This is a genomic window from Arthrobacter hankyongi (genome assembly GCF_022012395.1).
Classification (GTDB): Bacteria; Actinomycetota; Actinomycetes; order Actinomycetales; family Micrococcaceae; genus Crystallibacter; species Crystallibacter hankyongi.
The window spans coordinates 204,993-223,949 of the sequence record NZ_JAKLTQ010000005.1 but is presented as its reverse complement, the minus strand read 5'-3'; the positions used below and the strand labels follow the sequence as shown (position 1 = coordinate 223,949).

16 protein-coding genes are annotated in these 18,957 nt (G+C 68.0%); 12 read left to right on the top strand and 4 right to left on the bottom strand.

Annotated features, from left to right (window positions below):
- Positions 1-241: 241 nt before the first annotated feature.
- From hrcA to LVY72_RS09895, 3 genes are all read left to right on the top strand, one after another.
- Positions 242-1,255, top strand: coding sequence for a heat-inducible transcriptional repressor HrcA (gene hrcA / locus LVY72_RS09905; RefSeq protein WP_237820325.1), 1,014 nt, complete (start codon positions 242-244; stop codon positions 1,253-1,255).
- Between the two features lie 70 nt (positions 1,256-1,325).
- Positions 1,326-2,453: a molecular chaperone DnaJ gene (dnaJ, locus tag LVY72_RS09900; protein WP_237820323.1), complete on the top strand. Its 1,128-nt coding sequence runs from the start codon at positions 1,326-1,328 to the stop codon at positions 2,451-2,453.
- Positions 2,454-2,456: 3 nt separating this feature from the next.
- Positions 2,457-3,233, top strand: a complete 777-nt coding sequence (locus LVY72_RS09895) for a 16S rRNA (uracil(1498)-N(3))-methyltransferase (RefSeq protein WP_237820321.1) — start codon at positions 2,457-2,459, stop codon at positions 3,231-3,233.
- Positions 3,234-3,311: 78 nt separating this feature from the next.
- On the opposite strand, the gene LVY72_RS09890 is transcribed toward LVY72_RS09895, so the two are convergent.
- The gene (locus LVY72_RS09890) at positions 3,312-4,310 is read right to left on the bottom strand and encodes a GerMN domain-containing protein (RefSeq protein ID WP_237820319.1); all 999 of its coding nucleotides are present in this window, start codon (positions 4,308-4,310) and stop codon (positions 3,312-3,314) included.
- Between the two features lie 299 nt (positions 4,311-4,609).
- On the opposite strand from LVY72_RS09890, the gene LVY72_RS09885 reads away from it, so the two are divergent.
- The 5 genes from LVY72_RS09885 (at position 4,610) to LVY72_RS09865 (ending at position 10,308) form a co-directional block, all read left to right on the top strand.
- On the top strand, positions 4,610-5,662 hold the full coding sequence (locus LVY72_RS09885; protein ID WP_237820317.1) for a PhoH family protein: 1,053 nt from the start codon (positions 4,610-4,612) through the stop codon (positions 5,660-5,662).
- On the top strand, positions 5,659-6,132 hold the full coding sequence (gene ybeY / locus LVY72_RS09880; RefSeq protein WP_237820316.1) for an rRNA maturation RNase YbeY: 474 nt from the start codon (positions 5,659-5,661) through the stop codon (positions 6,130-6,132). Before LVY72_RS09885 ends, ybeY begins: the two co-directional genes overlap by 4 nt.
- The gene (locus LVY72_RS09875) at positions 6,129-7,493 is read left to right on the top strand and encodes a hemolysin family protein (RefSeq protein ID WP_237820314.1); all 1,365 of its coding nucleotides are present in this window, start codon (positions 6,129-6,131) and stop codon (positions 7,491-7,493) included. The genes ybeY and LVY72_RS09875 overlap by 4 nt, the downstream gene beginning before the upstream one ends.
- A 74-nt stretch (positions 7,494-7,567) precedes the next feature.
- The gene (gene era, locus LVY72_RS09870) at positions 7,568-8,509 is read left to right on the top strand and encodes a GTPase Era (protein ID WP_237820381.1); all 942 of its coding nucleotides are present in this window, start codon (positions 7,568-7,570) and stop codon (positions 8,507-8,509) included.
- A 278-nt stretch (positions 8,510-8,787) separates the two neighbouring features.
- A complete protein-coding gene (locus tag LVY72_RS09865; RefSeq protein WP_237820312.1) occupies positions 8,788-10,308 on the top strand; it encodes an LCP family protein in 1,521 nt (506 codons plus the stop codon).
- Positions 10,309-10,408: 100 nt separating this feature from the next.
- On the opposite strand, the gene LVY72_RS09860 is transcribed toward LVY72_RS09865, so the two are convergent.
- Complete coding sequence (locus tag LVY72_RS09860) at positions 10,409-12,349, bottom strand: M13 family metallopeptidase (RefSeq protein ID WP_237820310.1); 1,941 nt, start codon at positions 12,347-12,349, stop codon at positions 10,409-10,411.
- A gap of 269 nt (positions 12,350-12,618) precedes the next feature.
- On the opposite strand from LVY72_RS09860, the gene leuA reads away from it, so the two are divergent.
- The 3 genes from leuA (at position 12,619) to LVY72_RS09845 (ending at position 16,031) form a co-directional block, all read left to right on the top strand.
- Positions 12,619-14,376 (top strand): 2-isopropylmalate synthase, encoded by a 1,758-nt coding sequence (gene leuA, locus LVY72_RS09855; protein ID WP_237820308.1) that lies wholly within the window; start codon positions 12,619-12,621, stop codon positions 14,374-14,376.
- 85 nt (positions 14,377-14,461) lie between these two features.
- On the top strand, positions 14,462-15,214 hold the full coding sequence (gene recO / locus LVY72_RS09850) for a DNA repair protein RecO (protein WP_237820306.1): 753 nt from the start codon (positions 14,462-14,464) through the stop codon (positions 15,212-15,214).
- Positions 15,215-15,224: 10 nt separating this feature from the next.
- Positions 15,225-16,031, top strand: coding sequence for an isoprenyl transferase (locus LVY72_RS09845; RefSeq protein WP_237820304.1), 807 nt, complete (start codon positions 15,225-15,227; stop codon positions 16,029-16,031).
- Positions 16,032-16,041: 10 nt separating this feature from the next.
- Here LVY72_RS09845 and LVY72_RS09840 read toward each other — a convergent pair whose 3' ends face one another.
- A complete protein-coding gene (locus LVY72_RS09840; RefSeq protein ID WP_237820302.1) occupies positions 16,042-17,040 on the bottom strand; it encodes an alpha/beta hydrolase in 999 nt (332 codons plus the stop codon).
- An 85-nt stretch (positions 17,041-17,125) separates the two neighbouring features.
- Between LVY72_RS09840 and LVY72_RS09835 the strand changes: the two genes are divergently transcribed.
- On the top strand, positions 17,126-18,193 hold the full coding sequence (locus LVY72_RS09835; protein WP_237820300.1) for a quinone-dependent dihydroorotate dehydrogenase: 1,068 nt from the start codon (positions 17,126-17,128) through the stop codon (positions 18,191-18,193).
- A gap of 130 nt (positions 18,194-18,323) precedes the next feature.
- Here LVY72_RS09835 and LVY72_RS09830 read toward each other — a convergent pair whose 3' ends face one another.
- The gene (locus LVY72_RS09830) at positions 18,324-18,920 is read right to left on the bottom strand and encodes a DUF3043 domain-containing protein (protein ID WP_372463691.1); all 597 of its coding nucleotides are present in this window, start codon (positions 18,918-18,920) and stop codon (positions 18,324-18,326) included.
- Positions 18,921-18,957: the final 37 nt, after the last annotated feature.

Sequence of the window (18,957 nt, the reverse complement as noted above, 5' to 3'; positions counted from 1 at the left end):
GGGCGCTTCCGCGCCGCCAGCCTCCCAATGCTAGCCCAGCCTGGGCACAGCCGGACGGAGCCTCGCGGGTCGGCCCGCGGGGCTCCGGTGCGGAGCGTTTGCGGCCAGCATCGAACCGGCAGGCGGCTGGGCGCAATGCCATGGGGCGTGCCGACGTATTAGACTTAGCACTTAGGCACGGTGAGTGCTAACGGTTCCCGCGCATGGTGCGCGGGCGGGAGAGGTTCGTCAGGAGGTTCCGTTGAGCGAGGTCCGCCGCCTGGAGGTGCTGCGCGCCATAGTCGAGGACTATGTCCACTCGCGCGAGCCTGTCGGGTCCAAGGCACTGGTCGACCGCCACCACCTGGGTGTCTCCTCCGCGACCATCCGCAACGACATGGCGGCGCTGGAGGAGGACGGGCTGATCGTGGCCCCGCACACCAGCTCGGGCCGCATTCCCACGGATAAGGGCTACCGGCTGTTCGTGGACCGGATTTCGGACGTCAAGCCCTTGTCCGCCGCGGAGCGGCGCGCCATCCAGACGCTGCTCGACGGCGCCGAGGACCTGGATGACGTGATGGACCGCACCGTGCGGCTATTGTCCCAGCTGACCAGCCAGGTGGCGGTCATCCAGTATCCGCAGCTGGGCCGGGCCCGGGTGCGGCACCTCGAATTCGTGCTGCTGGCTCCCCGCCAGGTGCTGGTCGTGCTGATCGCGGACAACGGCAAGGTGGAACAGCGCGTGATCAGGCTGTCCGAGGACATTGCCGAAACCGATCTGGCCGACCTGCGTACCGCGCTGCTGGGCACCCTGGCCGGCACGCCGCTGGTTGAGGTGGAGGCCAAACTTTCCTCCGGCGTGCCCGGGGTGGCCGCCGAGCTGGCCGAGGCCCTCCGCACGCTGTGCGCCGAGCTGGTCCACCTGTCGGCACTCACCCGCGAGGAGCGCATCCTGCTGGCCGGCACGGCCAACCTGGCTCGTTCCACCGTGGATTTCCCGCTGAGCATCTCCCCGATCCTGGAGGCGCTGGAGGAGCAGGTGGTGATGCTGCGGCTCCTCTCGGAGATGCAGCAGGATGCCCGCGGCATTTCGGTCCGGATCGGCAGCGAGAACCCGTACAACTCGCTGGTCGAGACCTCGGTGGTGGCCACCGGCTACGGTCCGGATGCCTCGGCCAAGGTGGGCGTGCTTGGTCCCACCCGGATGGACTATCCAACCACCATGGCCGCGGTCCGGGCCGTGGCACGCTATCTGTCCAGGATTCTGGCAGGCTGAGTACAGGGCAAGCACCGACAGGGCGGCCGGGCCGCCGGAACACGATTCGCAGGAAGAGAAGTATTCAAAGGTGAGCAACCACTACGACGTACTCGGTGTCAGCCGCGACGCCAGCACCGAGGAAATCAAGAAGGCCTACCGCAAGCTGGCCCGCAAGCTGCATCCGGATGTTAATCCTGGCGAGGAGGCCGCGGACAAGTTCAAGCAGGTCAGCCACGCCTACGAGGTGCTGTCGGACCCGCAGAAACGCCGCATCTACGACACCACCGGCAATGAGAACGGCACGGACACGGGCTTCGGCGGCGCCTACTCGGGTTCCGGCTTCGCCTTCCAGGACATCTTCGAGACCTTCTTCGGCGGCGCCGGCTCGGCCGGCCCGGCCACCCGCACCCGCCGCGGCCAGGACGCCCTGATCAACGTCCGGATCGACCTGAAGGACGCCGTCTTCGGCGTGAACAAGAAGATCGAGGTGGACACCGCCGTCGTCTGCCCCACCTGCAACGGCAGCTGCTGCCGCGCGGGCACGCATCCGCGTACCTGCGACATCTGCGGCGGCTCCGGCCAGGTCCAGCGCGCCGTGCGCTCCATCCTCGGCCAGGTCATGACGGCCTCCCCGTGCGGAAGCTGCCAGGGCTTCGGCACGATCATCCCGGACCCGTGCAACGAATGTAACGGCGAGGGCCGGATCCGCAGCCGCCGTTCGCTGACCATCAAGATCCCGGCCGGCGTGGCCACCGGCACCCGGATCCAGCTCGCCGGCCAGGGCGAGGCGGGCCCGGCCGGCGGTCCGCAGGGGGACCTCTACGTGGAGATCCGGGTCGCCGCGGACAAGAACTTCATCCGCGAGGGGGACGACCTCAACGTCACGCTGGCCGTGCCGATGACGGCCGCGGCGCTGGGCACCTCCGTGAACCTGGAAACGTTCGACGGCGAGCAGGAACTGAACCTGAAGCCCGGTATCCAGTCCGGCGAAGTGATCACCCTGCGCGGTCTGGGCGTCACCCACCTGCGCGGTTTCGGCCGCGGGGACCTGAAGGTCCATCTGCATGTCGAGACCCCGGCCAAGCTCGACGCCGAGCAGGAGGAACTGCTCCGCCGGCTGGCGCAGCTGCGCGGCGAGCATCTGGCCGAAGGCAAACTGGCTCCCAGCGGCAGCGGTGTCTTCGCCCGGCTGCGGGACAAACTCGGCAACCTCTAAGCGGTGACGAATCCGGTCTTCTTCGCCGACCCGGGCGAGCTCGACGACGTCGCGGCCGGCTCGGCCTTCCGCCTCGCCGGTGCCGAGGCGCGGCATGCCGTCAGCGTCCGGCGCCTGGCTGCCGGGGAAGCAGCGGACATCGTTGACGGTGCCGGCCGCCGGGTGACCGGCACGGTGCGCTCGGCGGCCGGCACCGAACTGGTGCTGGATGTCGAAGCGGTGCTGGACGAGGCTGCGCCGCCGTACCGGCTGGTGCTCGTCCAGGCCCTGGCCAAGGGGGACCGGGACGAACTGGCGGTCGAAGCCGCCACCGAGCTCGGGGTCGACGAGGTGGTGCCGTGGCAGGCCGAACGCAGCATTGTCCGCTGGCGGGCCGAGAAGCAGGCCAAGGGTGTGGCCAAGTGGGAGTCCACCGTCCGCTCTGCCGCCAAGCAGTCCCGCCGCGCGCGGATCCCCGCAGTGGGCGCGCCAGTGGACCTGAAGGGACTGTGCGCGCTGATCGGCCGCAGCGCCCTGGCGCTGATCCTGCACGAGGAAGCCGAGCAGCCGCTCGTATCCGCTGCCGCTGCACTGGGCGCGGACGCGCCGGGGCAGGAAGCCGCGGAGGGCACGGTCGTGATGATCGTTGGGCCGGAGGGCGGCATGAGCCCGCGCGAGGTCGAGGCCATGCTGGAGGCCGGGGCGCAGGCCGTCAGGCTCGGGCCGCACGTGCTGCGTTCATCCACGGCCGGTCCGGCCGCCGTCGCGCTGCTCAGTGTGCAGCTCGGCCGCTGGACCTAAGCTGTCGACTGGCCGGATAACGCCCGTTTGACGGCTGAAAAGGGCGTTGTCCGGCCAGTCGACGGGATGGGGGAAGGGTCAGCGGATAGTGAAAACCTTGCTGTCCGGATTCTGCCGCTCCTGGGTCCGCCCGCTCATGTCTTCGTGGTAGACATACAACCGGTATGAACCAGGGTCCAGCTGCTGGGTGAACTCGAACTCCCCGGCCTGGCCCATCGGGGCGCTGATCGGTACGGTGCCGCTCTCGGCCAGTTCCCCCGCACCGGTGTCCTTCGGGCTCTTGAGCCGGTAGATCTGCCAGGACAGCTGGGACTCGAAGGCGACGCCGCGGCCGAGCACCCGCACCTGGTCCGCAGCAGTGTCCCCCTCCTGCGGGTCGATGATCCAAACCGGCGCGGCCAGGGTGTAGTCGCGGGACATCGGCGCGCCCAGCCGTACATGTCTGAAGGCCATGTACCCCGTGTGCCCGTCGACCAGGACCACCACCTCCAGCGGATTGTCCGCGGTGGTCAGGCCGGCGTTGGCCGCGGCGGCGGTAGCGGTGTAAACCAGCTGCTGGACGGCACGCTCGGCAATTCCCTCGTCCACATTCGCCTTGAAGGCGTCCGAGGAAATGTCCAAGGTGATCACGGAGCCATTCATGATGGACGCGCCCACCTTGGCCGCCGGGCTCCACGGATTGAAATAGTCTGGGTCGCGCGGCTTGAGCCGCGTCATCGCGCTCACCGCGGTGGTGATGGGGTCTCCCATGTCCTCGGCCTGGCGGAACTCGCGGTAGAGGAAGATGTTCCTGCCGTTCTCGCCAAGGAAGTACACGGGCGAAAGCTCCGAACTCTGCACCGTCTCCAGCGGACTGCTGGTCACCAAGGGGGCGGACTGTACCGGCGCATGCGAAGCGCCTGCCGAGGGCATGGAGGTCGGCCCGGTGGTTCCCCGATGATCCAGTGCCGTGCAGCCGATCAGACCCAGGGAACCGGCCGTCAGCAAGGCCAGCCACGCGCTGAAGGCGCGCAGCCGCTGCCGGGGCGGTACTTCGGGACGTGTGGGGCGTCCGGGCGACGGGGGCGTAGTGCTCATGGTCCTCTTTGGGGTCCGGGCCGGAAATTGGGGGGTGCCGGTGCCGGGTAGTCCTGTGCCGGTCCCACTTGGGGCCTGCCAGACAAGCTTGGCACAGCCGGAGCGGGCGGAAACCGTGTTTGGGCACCTCTCAACCGGACTGATGCACGATTGAAACAGGATCGAGACCTAGCCCTGGTTTTACGATTTAGCTGTAGTCGGTGCACTGTCCGGGCCCGGCCGCAGGCCGCCGGTGACGTAGCATGGAAGGGTACTGCACGGACAATCTAAGGAGCGAGGACAGGCCTGCGGGCCGCATTATGTCGGAAACACGATTGGACGTCGATCCGCTCGGATCCAGCAGCCGTTCCGTCCACTTTGAGTCCCCGGAACACATGGTCAGGACGCTCGGTGCACACGATGAGGTGCTCCGGCTGATCGAAGCGGAATTCCGGGACATCGACCTCCTCGTACGCGGCGATGAGCTGTTGATCAGCGGGCCCGCCGCCGCCGTCGAACGGACCGAACGCCTGATCACCGAGATCCGCACCCTGGCCGCCGCGGACACGCGGGTGACGCCGCAGGTCGTCGAACAGCTGCTGCGGATGCTCAAGGAGCAGTCCGTGGCCCGGCCGGCGGACGTGCTTACCCAGAACATTCTGTCCTCGCGCGGGCGCACCATCCGGCCCAAGACGCTGAACCAGAAGAAGTACGTGGATGCCATTGACGCCAACACGGTGGTCTTCGGCATCGGCCCGGCCGGCACCGGCAAGACCTACCTGGCGATGGCCAAGGCTGTCCAGGCGCTGCAGCAGAAGGAAGTCAACCGGATCATCCTCACCCGTCCCGCCGTCGAGGCGGGGGAGCGGCTGGGGTTCCTGCCCGGTACGCTCAGCGACAAGATCGATCCGTACCTGCGTCCGCTCTATGACGCCCTGCACGACATGATGGACCCGGATTCCATTCCGCGCCTGATGGCCGCCGGCACCATCGAGGTGGCCCCGCTGGCCTACATGCGCGGCCGGACCCTCAACGACGCGTTCATCATCCTGGACGAGGCGCAGAATACGACGCCGGAACAGATGAAGATGTTCCTGACCCGCCTGGGCTTCGGGTCCAAGATGGTGGTGACCGGCGACATCACGCAGATCGACCTGCCGGGCGGGACCAGCTCAGGACTGAAGATCGTCAGCGAGATCCTCCAAGGTGTCGAGGACGTGCACTTTGCCCTGCTCGAGGCCTCCGACGTCGTCCGGCACCGCCTGGTCAGCGACATCGTGGACGCCTACGGAAGATGGGACGAACAGCGCCGGGTCCGGACCGTGCCGGAGCGTGGGCAGCATCCGCGCAGACGACAGGAGCAGCGCCCATGAGCATCGAAGTCAACAACGAATCGGCCCTGCCGGCAGACGAGGAAGAACTTAGCCGGCTGGGCCGGTTTGTGCTGGACAGCCTGTATGTCCACCCGGAGGCCGAGCTGTCGATCATCCTGGTCGATACCGACGCGATGGAACGGCTGCACATCGAGTGGATGGACGAGCCAGGTCCCACGGACGTGCTCTCCTTCCCGATGGACGAGCTGCGCCCGGGTACCGCCGCCAAGCCCTCGCCCGCCGGCGTACTGGGCGATATCGTGATCTGCCCCCAGGTCGCGCAGGAGCAGGCCAAAAAGGCCGGGCACCCGGCGGCGGAGGAAATGCTGCTGCTGGCCACCCACGGCATCCTGCACCTGCTCGGCTATGACCACGCCGAGCCGGAGGAAAAGGAAGAGATGTTCTCCCTGCAGCGACAGCTGCTGGCCAGCTTCCTCGGCAAGGATGCCCCCACGGAGACCATGCTTTGAGTGTTGCCCTGCTTGCCGGCCTGGCGCTGGCGTGCATCGCGGTCGCCGCACTGTTCACCGCCGCCGAGTCCGCCTTCGCCTATCTGCCCCGCCAAGAGGCCGAGCAGCTGCTCAAGGACGGCCGCAGCGGCGCCCTGGCAGCCGTCCTGAAGGCGCCGGCCGCCCATATGCACGCCCTGCGCCTGTGGCGGGTCTGGTTCGAAATGGCCGGGGCGGTGGCCATCGCCCTGCTCTTCTACTACCTCCTGGACAACATCTGGATCGCCGGGCTGGTGGCCACGGCCGTGATGGCGGCCATCGGGTTCGTACTCGTGAGTGTCTCGCCGCGGCAGTTCGGCCGTATGCACGGCAGCGGCGTCGTGCTGTTCACCGCGCCCGCGGTGCGCATCCTGTGTGCCGTGCTGGGGCCGATCCCGGGCTGGCTGATCCGGCTTGGCAGCCTCGTGGCCCCCAATGCGCCGCGCGCCGACGCGGCGTTCTTCTCCGAGGAGGAATTCCGCGAACTGGTCGAGCGGGCCACCGAATCGGACATGATCGAGGACGCGGAAGCGGAACTGATCCAGTCCGTGTTCGACCTCGGGGACACGCTGGTCCGGGCCGTGATGGTGCCGCGCACCGACATGGTGAGCATCCAGTCCGGCTCCACGCTGGCCCAGGCCATGTCCCTGTTCCTGCGGTCGGGATATTCGCGGATTCCGGTGATCGTGGACAGCGCGGACCAGGTCCGGGGCATCCTGTACCTGAAGGATGTCACCGCGCGGCTCTACAGCGGCGGGGCCGAGCGCACGGTGCTGGTGGACGAGGTCTGCCGCGACGTCCGCTATGTGCCTGAGTCGAAACCGGTCGCGGACCTGCTCAAGGAACTGCAGCGCGAATCCACCCACGTGGCCATCGTCATCGACGAATACGGAGGCACCGCCGGACTGGTCACCCTCGAGGACCTGATCGAGGAGATTGTCGGCGAGATCGTGGACGAGTACGACTCGGAGCGGCCCGAAATCGAAAAGCTCGACGGCGGACAGTATCGCGTGAGCGCCCGTACCAGCATCGCCGATGTCGGCGAACTGTTTGATCTGGACCTTGACGACGAGGAAGTGGACACCGTCGGCGGCCTGCTCGCCAAGAACCTGGGCCGGGTGCCCATTGTCGGCAGCGAAGTGGATCTGGACGGCCTGCACCTGCGCGCCGAACGGATGGAGGGGCGCCGGAACCGGATCAGCCATGTGCTTGCCTGGCTGGAGCCGGCGGCCCAAGATGAAGGCACCCATTCCGGCAACGGCACGAACCAAGGCGGGGCGGGCCGGACGGAAACGGCCCGCGCGGCCCTGCGCGAAGATTCCGAGACGGAACATCGCAGATAGATCATCGGAGACGGAACATCGGAGATAGAACCGTGAACAGCCATCACGACAAGCACCCGGCGAAGACAGTGGCCATGCCCACCAGCGGCTGGCCTGAGGGCTACCGCGCAGGCTTTGTTTCCCTGGTTGGCCGGCCAAACGCCGGCAAGTCCACCCTGACCAATGCGCTGGTGGGGCAGAAGGTGGCGATCACCTCGGCCAAGCCCCAGACCACCCGGCATACCATCCGCGGAATCGTACACCGCTCCGATGCCCAACTCGTGCTGGTCGATACCCCCGGGCTGCACCGGCCCCGGACCCTGCTGGGCCAGCGGCTCAACGACCTCGTGGCAGACACGCTTGCCGAGGTGGACGCCATCGGCTTCTGCCTGCCGGCCAACGAAAAAATCGGTCCGGGGGACAAGTTCATCGCCAAGCAGCTGGCGGCCCTGAACCGTAAGCCCGTCGTCGCGCTGGTCACCAAGACGGACCTGGTGGACCGTGCCGCGCTGGCAGAGCAGCTGCTGGCGGTTACCCGGCTGGGCACCGAAATCTTCGGTGCCGAGGGTTTCCGCGACATCGTCCCGGTCTCGGCGGCCGACGGTTTCCAGGTGGACACCGTGACGGACGTGCTGATCACGCACATGCCGGTTTCGCCGCCGCTGTACCCGGACGGGGAGCTGACGGACGAGCCGGAGGCGGTGATGGTCGCCGAACTGGTCCGCGAGGCGGCGCTGGAAGGCGTCCGCGACGAGCTGCCGCATTCGCTGGCTGTGGTGGTGGAGGAGATCGTCCCCCGCGAGGGGCGCAGTCCGGAGAATCCGCTGCTGGATGTACGGGTGAACCTGTTCGTCGAACGCTCCTCCCAGAAGGCCATCATTATCGGCAAGGGCGGTGCGCGGCTGCGGGAGGTGGGTACCCGGGCCCGGCATGGCATCGAGGCCCTGCTCGGCACGCGGATCTATCTCGACCTGCATGTGAAGATTGCCAAGGACTGGCAGCGCGATCCCAAGCAACTGGTGCGGCTGGGCTTCTGACCCCCGTCGCCCGGTGTCGGCTCGTACCGGGGTCCTATCCGGTTTCAAGCTAATTCACAGTCAATCTTCAGCCCGTTGCGCCATGTTTGGGCGTATCTTGGCAGGTTGCCCGCATAAGATACTTTGCACAGGTAATTTTCCAGTACAGAGAAAGTGGGGCAGGCGTGGGTCGTCGCGGCAGTTCCGGCGCTGACCCGGTGAATCCTTCAAGCGGCACGCGGATCAGGCGTGTTCCGGCGGCCGCCGTCCTGGCCGGCGGACCGGGGAACGCCAGGCATATGCGCGCGGTCCGTATCCCGCTGTGGCTGAAGCTGACAACCGCCATGCTGGCCCTGGGGCTGGTAGCCGGCGTCGGTTTCGTGGCCGTCAAGCTCGTGGCCCTGCGCTCAAGCATTACCAGCGCGCCGCTGAACCTGGGCACGGACCACAACGCCCTGCCGGTGGACCAAAGCAAGGATCCGATGCAGATCCTGCTGCTCGGCACGGACTCGCGCAAGAACACCGGGGGCAAATACGGCGGGGACCCCTCGTCCAACGGCTCGGGCAACTCCGACGTGATGATGCTGATGCAGCTGTCGGCGGACCGGCAGCGGGTCACCGTGGTCAGCCTGCCCCGCGACCTGCTGACCACGATCCCTGCCTGCACGGATCCACAGACCGGGCAGACCTACCCGGAACAGCAGTTCGCGCAGTTGAACATGGCCCTGGGGTACGGCGGTCCGGGCTGCACGGTGGCCGCGGTCAATGAGCTCACCGGTCTGCAGATCGACCACTTCATGATGGCTGACTTCAACGCCGTCAAGGAACTGACCACCGTGATCGGCGGTGTGGACGTCTGCGTCAACGAGCCGATCCACGACACCTACTCAAAGCTGGTCCTGCCCGCCGGTGTGAGTAGCGTCCAGGGCGAGCAGGCGCTGGCGTTCCTGCGCACCCGCCACTCCTTCGGCGACGGCGGCGACCGCGGCCGCGTGCGCGCCCAGCAGAGCTTCCTGGCCTCCATGGTGCGCAAGCTGACCAGCGAGGGTACGCTCACCGACGTCCCGAGGCTGTACTCCATCGCCGAAGCGGTGGCCCGGAACCTGACGGTCGACGACGGCCTGGCCCAGATCCCGTCGCTGCTCGCGCTGGCAGACCGGGTCAAGAACGTGAACCTGAGCAAGGTCGCCTTCGTATCCCTGCCCACCGAGCTCTATGAGCCGGATCCCAACCGTCTGGTGATGAAGGAGGCCGAAGGGCAGGAGCTGTTCCGGATCCTGCGCGAAGACGGGGACGTGACCGCCATCGACAAGCAGGTCAGCGCGAAGGCCACCGAGACGCCTTCCGCGGACGCCACCGAAACCACCACCGGCGAGGTCGTCAGCCAGACCGACGGCACGGCGGGATCCGGCAGTCCCGAGCCGGCAGCGACCGAAACCGCCTTGTCCTTCGACCCGGCCACCCAGCCGATCCAGGTCCGCAACGAATCGGGTGCCGGACAACGCGCCGAGGCCGTGGCCAAGCACCTCCAAGGCCTGGGTTATGCGCAGGCGACGGCGGCGGCAGCGGAGGACGGCACCAGTCCGGCCACCCAGATCCTGTACTCGGACGGCTTCGAGGATGTGGCCCACGAACTGGCCAACCAACTCGGGGTGCCCAAGGCAAGCGTGCTCGCCGGCGGCTCGGCCTATGGGGTGTCGGTCGTGGTGGGCAAGGACTTCACCAGCGGGAACAAGCTCGCCGCCACCGGGAAACTCGGCGGCAACCTGTCCGGCCAGACCGCGGACCAGGTGACCTGCCAGCAGTCCGGAGGATTCTAGGTCGTTCCGGCGCGGGTCCGGCCCCGGGATTCCGGCAGCCAGACCCGCGGCCTTGGCCGACCGCTGTGCGGTCGGCCAAGGCCGCGGGGAGATGCCGGGGCTACCAGATCCGCACGCGTTCGGCCGGATCCAACCAGAGCCGGTCCGCCGCCGCGACGTCGAACGCTTCATGGAACTCGTCCAGGTTCCGCACCACCTGGTTGCAGCGGAATTCGTTGGGCGAATGCGGGTCCACGGTCAGGCGCCGCACGGACTCCTCGGGCCGGATCTTCTGCCGCCAGCATTCGGCCCAGGAGTAGAAGAACCGCTGGGCGCCGGTCAGGCCGTCGATCACCGGCGCCTCCTGGCCGCCCAAGCTGAGCTGGTAGGCCCGGTAGGCGATGGCCAGCCCGCCCAGGTCACCGATATTCTCGCCGAGGGTCAGCTCCCCGTTCACCGTATGGCCCGGGGCCTCCTCGGGGTTCAGCTGCGCATACTGCTGGACCAGTTTGGAGGTCAAGGCCCGGAAGGCGGCCAGGTCCTCCTCCGTCCACCAGTTGCGCAGCGCTCCGGTGCCGTCGAACTGCGAGCCCTTGTCATCGAAGCCGTGGCCGATCTCATGGCCGATCACCGCCCCGATGGCCCCGTAGTTGGCCGCATCGTCAGCGTCGGCGTCGAAGAACGGCGGCTGCAGGATGGCTGCCGGGAAGACAATCTCGTTCATGGTCGGCATGTAGTAGGCATTGACCGTCTGCGGGGTCATGTGCCATTCCTCGATGTCGATCGGCCCGCCGAGCTTGGCCAGGTTGCGCTGGGTCTCGAAGTCGTTGGCCGCCTGCACGTTGGACCACACGTCGTCGCCGATCTGCAGGCTGGCGTAGTCGATCCACTTGGCCGGGTAGCCGATCTTGGTCCGGAAGCCGGCCAGCTTCTCCAGGGCCCGCCCGATCGTCTCCTGGCTGAGCCACGGCCGGGAGGAGATACTGCGTTCGTAGGCCTGCAGCAGGTTCTGCACGAGCCCTTCCATGTGCTGCTTGTGCGTCGGCGGGAAATGCCGGGCCACGTACTCCTGGCCCACCGCTTCACCAAGCGCCCCCTCCACCAGCGCGACGCCGCGCTTCCAGCGCTCCTTCAGCTCCGGAATGCCGCTGAGCGCCTGGCCGTAGAAGCTGAACTGCGTCTTGACCGCCTCGTCATGCAGGTAGGGGGCCGCGTTGGTCAGCAGGTGCAGGCGCAGCCAGGCCCGCCAGCTGGCCGCCGGTTCGCTCTGGACGAGTCCGGCCAGCGCGGTGACGAAGTCCGGCTGGCTGACCACGAGTTCCTCGACGGCGGCGCCGGCGTCCCCAAGCCCGTCCAGCCAGCTGCGGATCCACGGCACGGTGCCGGCAAGCTGGTCCACCGTGCGCAGGTTGTAGGTCTGCTGCGGGTCCCGGCAGGAAACCTTGTCCAGATGGCCGGCGGCGAGCTTGTGTTCCAGCTCGAAGGCCCGGTCGGCGTCGGCCGGATCCAGGCCCGCGAGCGTGAGCATCCGCCGTGCATAGTCCAGATAGGCGGTGCGGATCTCGGCGAAGGTTTCCTCGCGGTAGTACGCCTCGTCCGGCAGGCCGAGGCCGGCCTGGTACAGGTGCAGGAGATAGCGGGTGGGATCGCCGGCGTCGTTGTTGACATAGAAGGCCAGCGGGAAGGCGGCGCCGCTGCGGGCGAAGCCCGGCAGCAGCGCAATCAGGGATTCGGCGTCGACGACGGCGTCAATGGCCGCCAGCTGCGCAGCCAGCGGCGTGAAGCCCTTGGCTTCGACGCCGGCGGTGTCCATGAACCCCGCGTACAGCCGGCCCATCTTGCCCGCGGACGGGGAGGCGCCGGGTTCGGCCGCGGCGTCTTCGATGATCGCCCGCACTGCTTCCTCGGACGCGTCCCGCAGCGCGGTGAAGGAGCCTTCCAGCGGCCGGTCCTCGGGAATGACGGTCTCGGACAGCCATTTGCCATTGACATGCCGGAAGAGGTCGTCCTGCGGCCGGACGGCCGGATCGATGTTGGTGAGGACAATGCCGGAACGGGCCACGGGGTGCCTTTCGCTGGAGGATTCACTGGGGACAGTGCGGAAAGTTGTGGTGCTTCGTGTCCACTTTAGGCAGTTTCGGGCGGCTGCGGCACAGTTCACAGCCAGCCTGATGGCCGTGCTACTGTGAAAAGGTGCGCGCAGGAACTCTCCTTCTTAGCTGCCGCGGCGAGGCTTCGCAAACTGCTGTTTGACAGGCCTACCCCTCGCTGCGGAGTTTGTGTTGCCCGGCCGAATTTCGAAATTTCCCCGTAGAAAAGGCCATTCACAAAATGCGTTACGCACAGAAGCCCTCCGGAATGCCGATCCACAAGTACATTCCGTTCCAGGACCAGATCAAGGTCGAGCTGCCGGACCGCACCTGGCCGGACAAGGTCATCACCAAGGCCCCGCGCTGGTGCGCCGTGGACCTGCGCGACGGCAACCAGGCCCTGATCGATCCGATGAGCCCCGATCGCAAGCACAAGATGTTCGACCTCCTGGTCCGGATGGGCTTCAAGGAGATCGAAGTGGGCTTCCCCTCGGCCTCGCAGACGGATTTTGACTTCCTCCGGCAGCTGATCGAAGGGGACCGGATCCCCGACGATGTGACCATCCAGGTTCTGACCCAGTCCCGCGAGCACCTGATCGAGCGCACCTACGAGGCCCTCGAAGGTGCCGACCGGGCGATCGTGCACCTGTACAACTCCACGTCGGTGCTGCAGCGCCGGGTGGTCTTCCGCGAAGACCAGGACGGTATCGTGGACATCGCCCTGCAGGGTGCCCGGCTGTGCCGCAAGTACGAGGAGTCGCTGAAGGGCACCCACGTCACCTACGAGTACTCGCCCGAATCGTTCACCGGCACCGAGCTGGAATTCGCCGCCCGGGTCTGCAACGCAGTGACCGACGTGCTGGAGATGTCCGAGGACCGGCAGGTGATCCTGAACCTGCCGGCCACGGTGGAGATGGCCACGCCGAACGTTTACGCGGACTCCATCGAGTGGATGTCCCGGAACCTGAACAACCGCGAGAACGTCATCCTGTCCCTGCACCCGCACAATGACCGCGGCACCGGCGTGGCCGCGGCCGAACTGGGCTACCTGGCCGGTGCGGACCGGATCGAGGGCTGCCTGTTCGGCAACGGCGAGCGGACCGGCAATGTGGACCTGGTGACCCTGGGCTTGAACATGTTCGTCCAGGGCATCGATCCGATGATCGACTTCTCCAACATCGACGAGATCCGCCGCACCGTCGAGTACTGCAACCAGCTGCCCGTGCCCGAGCGCTCCCCCTACGGCGGAGACCTGGTCTTCACCGCCTTCTCCGGCTCCCACCAGGACGCCATCAAGAAGGGCTTCGAGGCGATGGAGGCGGACGCCGCCGCCGCCGGCAAGAGCGTGGACGAGATGGTCTGGGCCGTGCCGTACCTGCCGATCGACCCGAAGGACCTGGGCCGCAGCTACGAGGCAGTCATCCGGGTGAACTCCCAGTCCGGCAAGGGCGGAGTCGCCTACCTGCTCAAGAACGAGTACAATCTGGACCTGCCCCGCCGGGCGCAGATCGAGTTCTCCGGGGTCATCCAGCGCCGCACGGACACCGTGGGCGGTGAGGTCAGCGCCGCCGAGCTGTGGCGCATCTTCAACGACGAGTACCTGCCCTCCACCGAGCACCCGTGGGGCCACTACGCCCTGGGGTCGGTGAATGCGGACACGGCCGAAGACGGCTCCTTCCGGCTCTCCGCGTCCATGCGGGTCGACGGCGTGCCGAGCAAGCGGACTGCCGAGGGCAACGGCCCGATCGCTGCCCTGCTGGACGTCTTCGCCCAGGACGGCGTGGACGTGCGCGTCCTGGACTACTCGGAGCACGCCCTTTCCGAGGGTGGCAACGCCAAGGCCGCGGCCTATGTCGAGTGCGCCGTGGGCGAACGGGTCCTCTGGGGCGTGGGCATCGACACGAATACCACGATGTCGTCGCTGAAGGCGGTGGTTTCCGCGGTCAACCGCGCCATCCGCGACAGCCGCGCCGAAGCCGGAGCCACGTCAGCCCAGTAGCGGCCACAGAGCACCGGGCAACCCTGGCAGGGCCCGTTCCGCCGATTGTCGGCGGGGCGGGCCCTGCGGGTGAGAGAATAGGGGAGTGACCAGCCGATCCTTTGCCTCGCGCACCTACCGGGACGAGGGGGTCGTCCTGCGCACCCACAAGCTTGGCGAGGCGGACCGGATCATCACGCTGCTGACCAAGCGGCACGGCCAGGTCCGGGCCGTGGCCCGCGGCGTGCGCCGCACCAGCAGCAAGTTCGGGGCCATGCTCGAGCCGTTCATGGTGGCCGACCTGCAGTTGGTGTCCGGCCGCAACCTGGACATCGTGGCGCAGGCCCAGACCCTGGGCCCCTACGGCCGGGACATCGCGGCGGACTACCGCAAGTACACCGCGGCCGCCGCCATCTGCGAGACCGCGGAGAAGCTGACCGATGTCGACAGCGACTCCGGCGCCACGCAGTACGCGCTGGTCATCGGGGCGTTGTCCGCGCTGAGCCGGAGCGTGCACGACCCGGAACTGGTCCTGGACTCCTACCTGCTGCGGGCCCTGGCCACGGCCGGCTGGGCACCAAGCTTCACTGACTGCGCCCGCTGCGCCGCGCCCGGTCCGCACGCAGCCTTCTCGCCTGCCCTCGGCGGGGCGGTCTGCCACGAGTGCCGGCCCCCGGGCAGCGCCTCGCCGGCCCCCGAGACCATGCAGCTGCTCGCGGCCCTGCTCAGCGCGGACTGGCCGCGGGCGGACGCCTCGGCCGCGCCGGCGCGGCGCGAGTCCGCCGGGCTGGTGGCCAGCTACCTGCAGTGGCACCTGGAACGGTCCCTGAAATCCCTTCGACATGTTGAGCGAGTGTGAGCACGAGCAGATGAGTACCCGCCAGACCGGGCCCGTGTGGCCTGCCCCCCACCCTTCCGGTGCCGTACCGCCGGCGCTGCCCCGGGAACTGGTGCCCGGGCATGTCGCCATCGTTATGGACGGCAACGGCCGCTGGGCCAACCAGCGCGGCCTGCCGCGGACCGAGGGGCACCGGGCCGGCGAGGCCGCCCTGCTGGACGTGGTGGCCGGTGCCATCGAAATCGGCATCAAGTATGTGAGCGTCTACGCCTTTTCCACCGAGAACTGGAAGCGTTCACCCGAGGAAGTCCGCTTCCTGATGGGCTTCAGCAAGGACGTGCTGCGCCGGCAGCGGGACCAGCTGGACCAGTGGGGCGTGCGGATCCGCTGGTCCGGCCGGCGACCGCGGCTGTGGCAGTCGGTCATCCGCGAGCTCGAGGTGGCCGAACGGCAGACCGAGGCGAACTCGGTCTGCACGCTGAACATGTGTGTGAACTACGGCGGCCGCGCCGAGATTGCCGACGCCGCCGCGGCCATTGCGGCCGAAGTCGCCGCCGGGCGGCTGAGGCCTTCGGCGGTGACGGAAAAGACCATCCAGCGCTTCCTGGACGAACCGCAGCTGCCGGACGTGGACCTGTTTCTGCGCACTTCGGGGGAGCAGCGCTTCTCCAATTTCATGCTCTGGCAGTCCGCCTATGCGGAGATGGTCTTCCTGGACGTGCTGTGGCCCGATGTTGACCGGCGCACGCTGTGGGACGCGGTGGAAATCTATGCCCGCCGTGACCGGCGCTACGGCGCAGCGGTGGACAACGCACTCACGCGCGCCGCCGGACGCTGATCCCGCCGGCTCAGTTGCGCTGCAGGATATAGGCCCGGGTCCAGCGCTCCAGCCGCTCGTAGGCGTCCCGGCGCACCTCCTGCCGGGAGAGGAAGACATCGTGCAGCGCGCCGTCGATCCGCTCCAGGGTCACGCTGCTGCCCAGCTTGACCACCCGCGCGGCCATGGTCTGGATATCCAGGACAACGTCGGCGTATTTCATGTCCTCCCGCCAGCGCGGCCCGTTCAGGCTCCGCCCGGAGGCCAGCACCAGCACCGGTTCGGGGATCCTCAGGCCCCGGGCCACCCGGGCCTGGCCTCGCCAGACCGCGCTGAGCCAGCCGGCGTGCACCGGGAAGGACGACGGCGGGCGCAGCACCGGGTCGAGCTCCCACTCGCCGTCGGCTTGGTTGCTGATGCTGCGCCAGTAGAAGCCGCGCACCGGCAGCCGGATCTGCGCCACCGGCCGCAGCCGGGACAGAGGGTGGATCACCGATGCCGCCGCGTAGCGCACCAGCGGGCTGCGGTGCATCTCCAGCCACGGGCTGTTCAGCACCAGCGAATGCAGCTGGCCGGGGTGGTCGGCAGCCCACAGCGCCGCGACCAGGCCTCCGGTTGAATGCCCCATCAAGGTCAGGCGCGGCTCCCCGCGGGGTGCTGCCGGCACATCGGGACGTTCTGCGACGTCGGCGGCCACCTGCTGCAGCGCCAGGGTGATCTCGGCCTCATAGTCGCGCAGGTCCGCCACGAAACCGGGCACGTCGCCGTCGCGGAGGCTGCGCCCGTGGTTGTGCATGTCCAGCGCGTAGAAGGCCACCCCCAGGCTGTGCCAGAAGCCGGCCAGTTCGGTATTAAAGAAATAGTCGCTCCAGCCATGCAGGTACAGCACCGCGTGGTTGCCGGACAGGGCCGCGGCGCCGTTGGGAAGGTAGCGTACGAGGGTCGCCCGGCCGCCGGTGGGGGAGGGCAGGTCCAGCGCCGCCGATTCGAATCCGGGACCGAGAATGTCCGGCCGCCAGCCATACGCCACCGATTCTTCCTTTCTTCGACAGCTTCATGCTAGCGCCGGAGCCGGCCGGTTTGGCCACTGCTGTTTTTACCGGAAAACTAGGACCATGCGTCTCTACCCTCTCTTCTTTCGTGCCGCCTTTTCCTGGATGGACGCCGAACGCGCCCACCGGATCGGTTACCGCCTGATCCGGTCCTCGCACCAGGTCGGCGCGGGCAGGCTGCTGCGCCCGCTGACCCGGCCCGCGCCCGTGCTGCGGACCGAGGCCTTCGGGATCAGCTTCCCCTCGCCGTTCGGACTGGCCGCCGGCTTCGACAAGGAGGGACTGGCCATCGAGGCCCTGGCAGACCTCGGCTTCGGCGCGGTGGAAGTGGGCACCATCACCGGCACGGCCCAGCCGGGCAACCCGAAGCCTCGGCTGTTCCGGCTGGTCCAGGACCGGGCCGTGGTCAACCGGATGGGCTTCAACAACGACGGCGCGGCGGCCGTGGCGCCGCGGATCGCGGCAGCCCGCCGGGTCTTGGAGCGCTCCGGTGTCCGGCCCCGGCCGGTTATTGGCGTCAATATCGGTAAGACCAAGCTGGTGGAACTCGAGCACGCCACCGAGGACTATCTCAAGAGCACCCGGCTGCTGGCCCCGCACGCCGACTACCTCGTGGTCAACGTGAGCTCCCCGAACACTCCGGGCCTGCGGCTGCTGCAGAACGTCGAGACCCTGCGGCCGCTGCTGTCCGCGGTGCGGGAGACGGCCGACGCGGCGGCGGGACGGCACGTGCCGCTGCTGGTGAAGATCGCTCCGGACCTCAGCGACGAGGATGTGGACGACGTCGCCCGGCTGGCCCTGGAGCTGAAGCTGGACGGCATCATCGCCACGAACACCACCATTGGTCGTGAGGGCCTGGTTTCGGATCCGGCCCGGATCGCCGCCTGCGGCGACGGCGGTCTCTCCGGGGCACCGCTGAAGCGCCGTTCGCTGGAGGTGCTCCGCCGGCTGCGCGGCACCGTGGGCGACTCGCTGGTCCTGGTCGCGGTAGGCGGCGTGGAGACGGCAGCGGACGTGCAGGAACGGCTCGACGCCGGCGCCACACTGGTCCAGGGCTACACGGCCTTCCTTTACGAAGGTCCCTTCTGGGCAGCCCGGATCAACAAGGACCTGGCCAGGAACCGCCGCTAACCGGCCCGCCAACCCTCTCCCTCCGCCCCTCCAGCGCATCGACTAGACAGATGATGCCCTTCCCAACGTTGGGAAGGGCATCATCTGTCTAGTCGATGAAGGGTCGAGCGGGTTTAGGGGAGAACCAGGGTCAGGCGGGGTACTGGCCGCGCTTGACCTGGGGCTTGGGCAGGCGCAGCTTGCGCAGCTGCAGGCCGCGCATCACGCCGTACCAGACGGCGCCGCGTTCCACCTGCCCGAACTTTGCCGTCAGGCGCTTCTTCAGTTGGCGGGCGAGGATGAAGGCATCCACGGCCACCACGGCCAGCAGTACCCAGAAGCCGACCAGGATGATGGACTGCAGTTGGATGTTGCGGATAAAGCTGAGCACCACGAACACCAGCGCGAAGACAATCAGGAACTCGCCCAGCACCCAGCGGGCGTCGACAAAGTCGCGGACATATTTCTTCTGCGGCCCCTTGTCGCGCAGCGGCAGGTAGCGTTCATCGCCGGTATTCATTGCCTCGCGCATGCGGATCCGCTCGGCCCTCACGGCGTCGCGGTTCGCCACCTGGGCGGCCTTGCGGTCCTGCGGCACCAGCGGCCGGCGCCGCGCGGCTTCCTGGTCCTTCCGGCGGGGCGTCGGGGTGCCCTTGCCTGCCGTGCCGTCGGGCAGGCCGGGTCCTGCGGTGGTCTGCTGGTCAGTTTCGCCCTGAGGCTCGGATGCCGCTTTTTTTCGTCCAAACACTTATCAAGAATACCCCGCGGCGGGCCCCGCGGCGTTG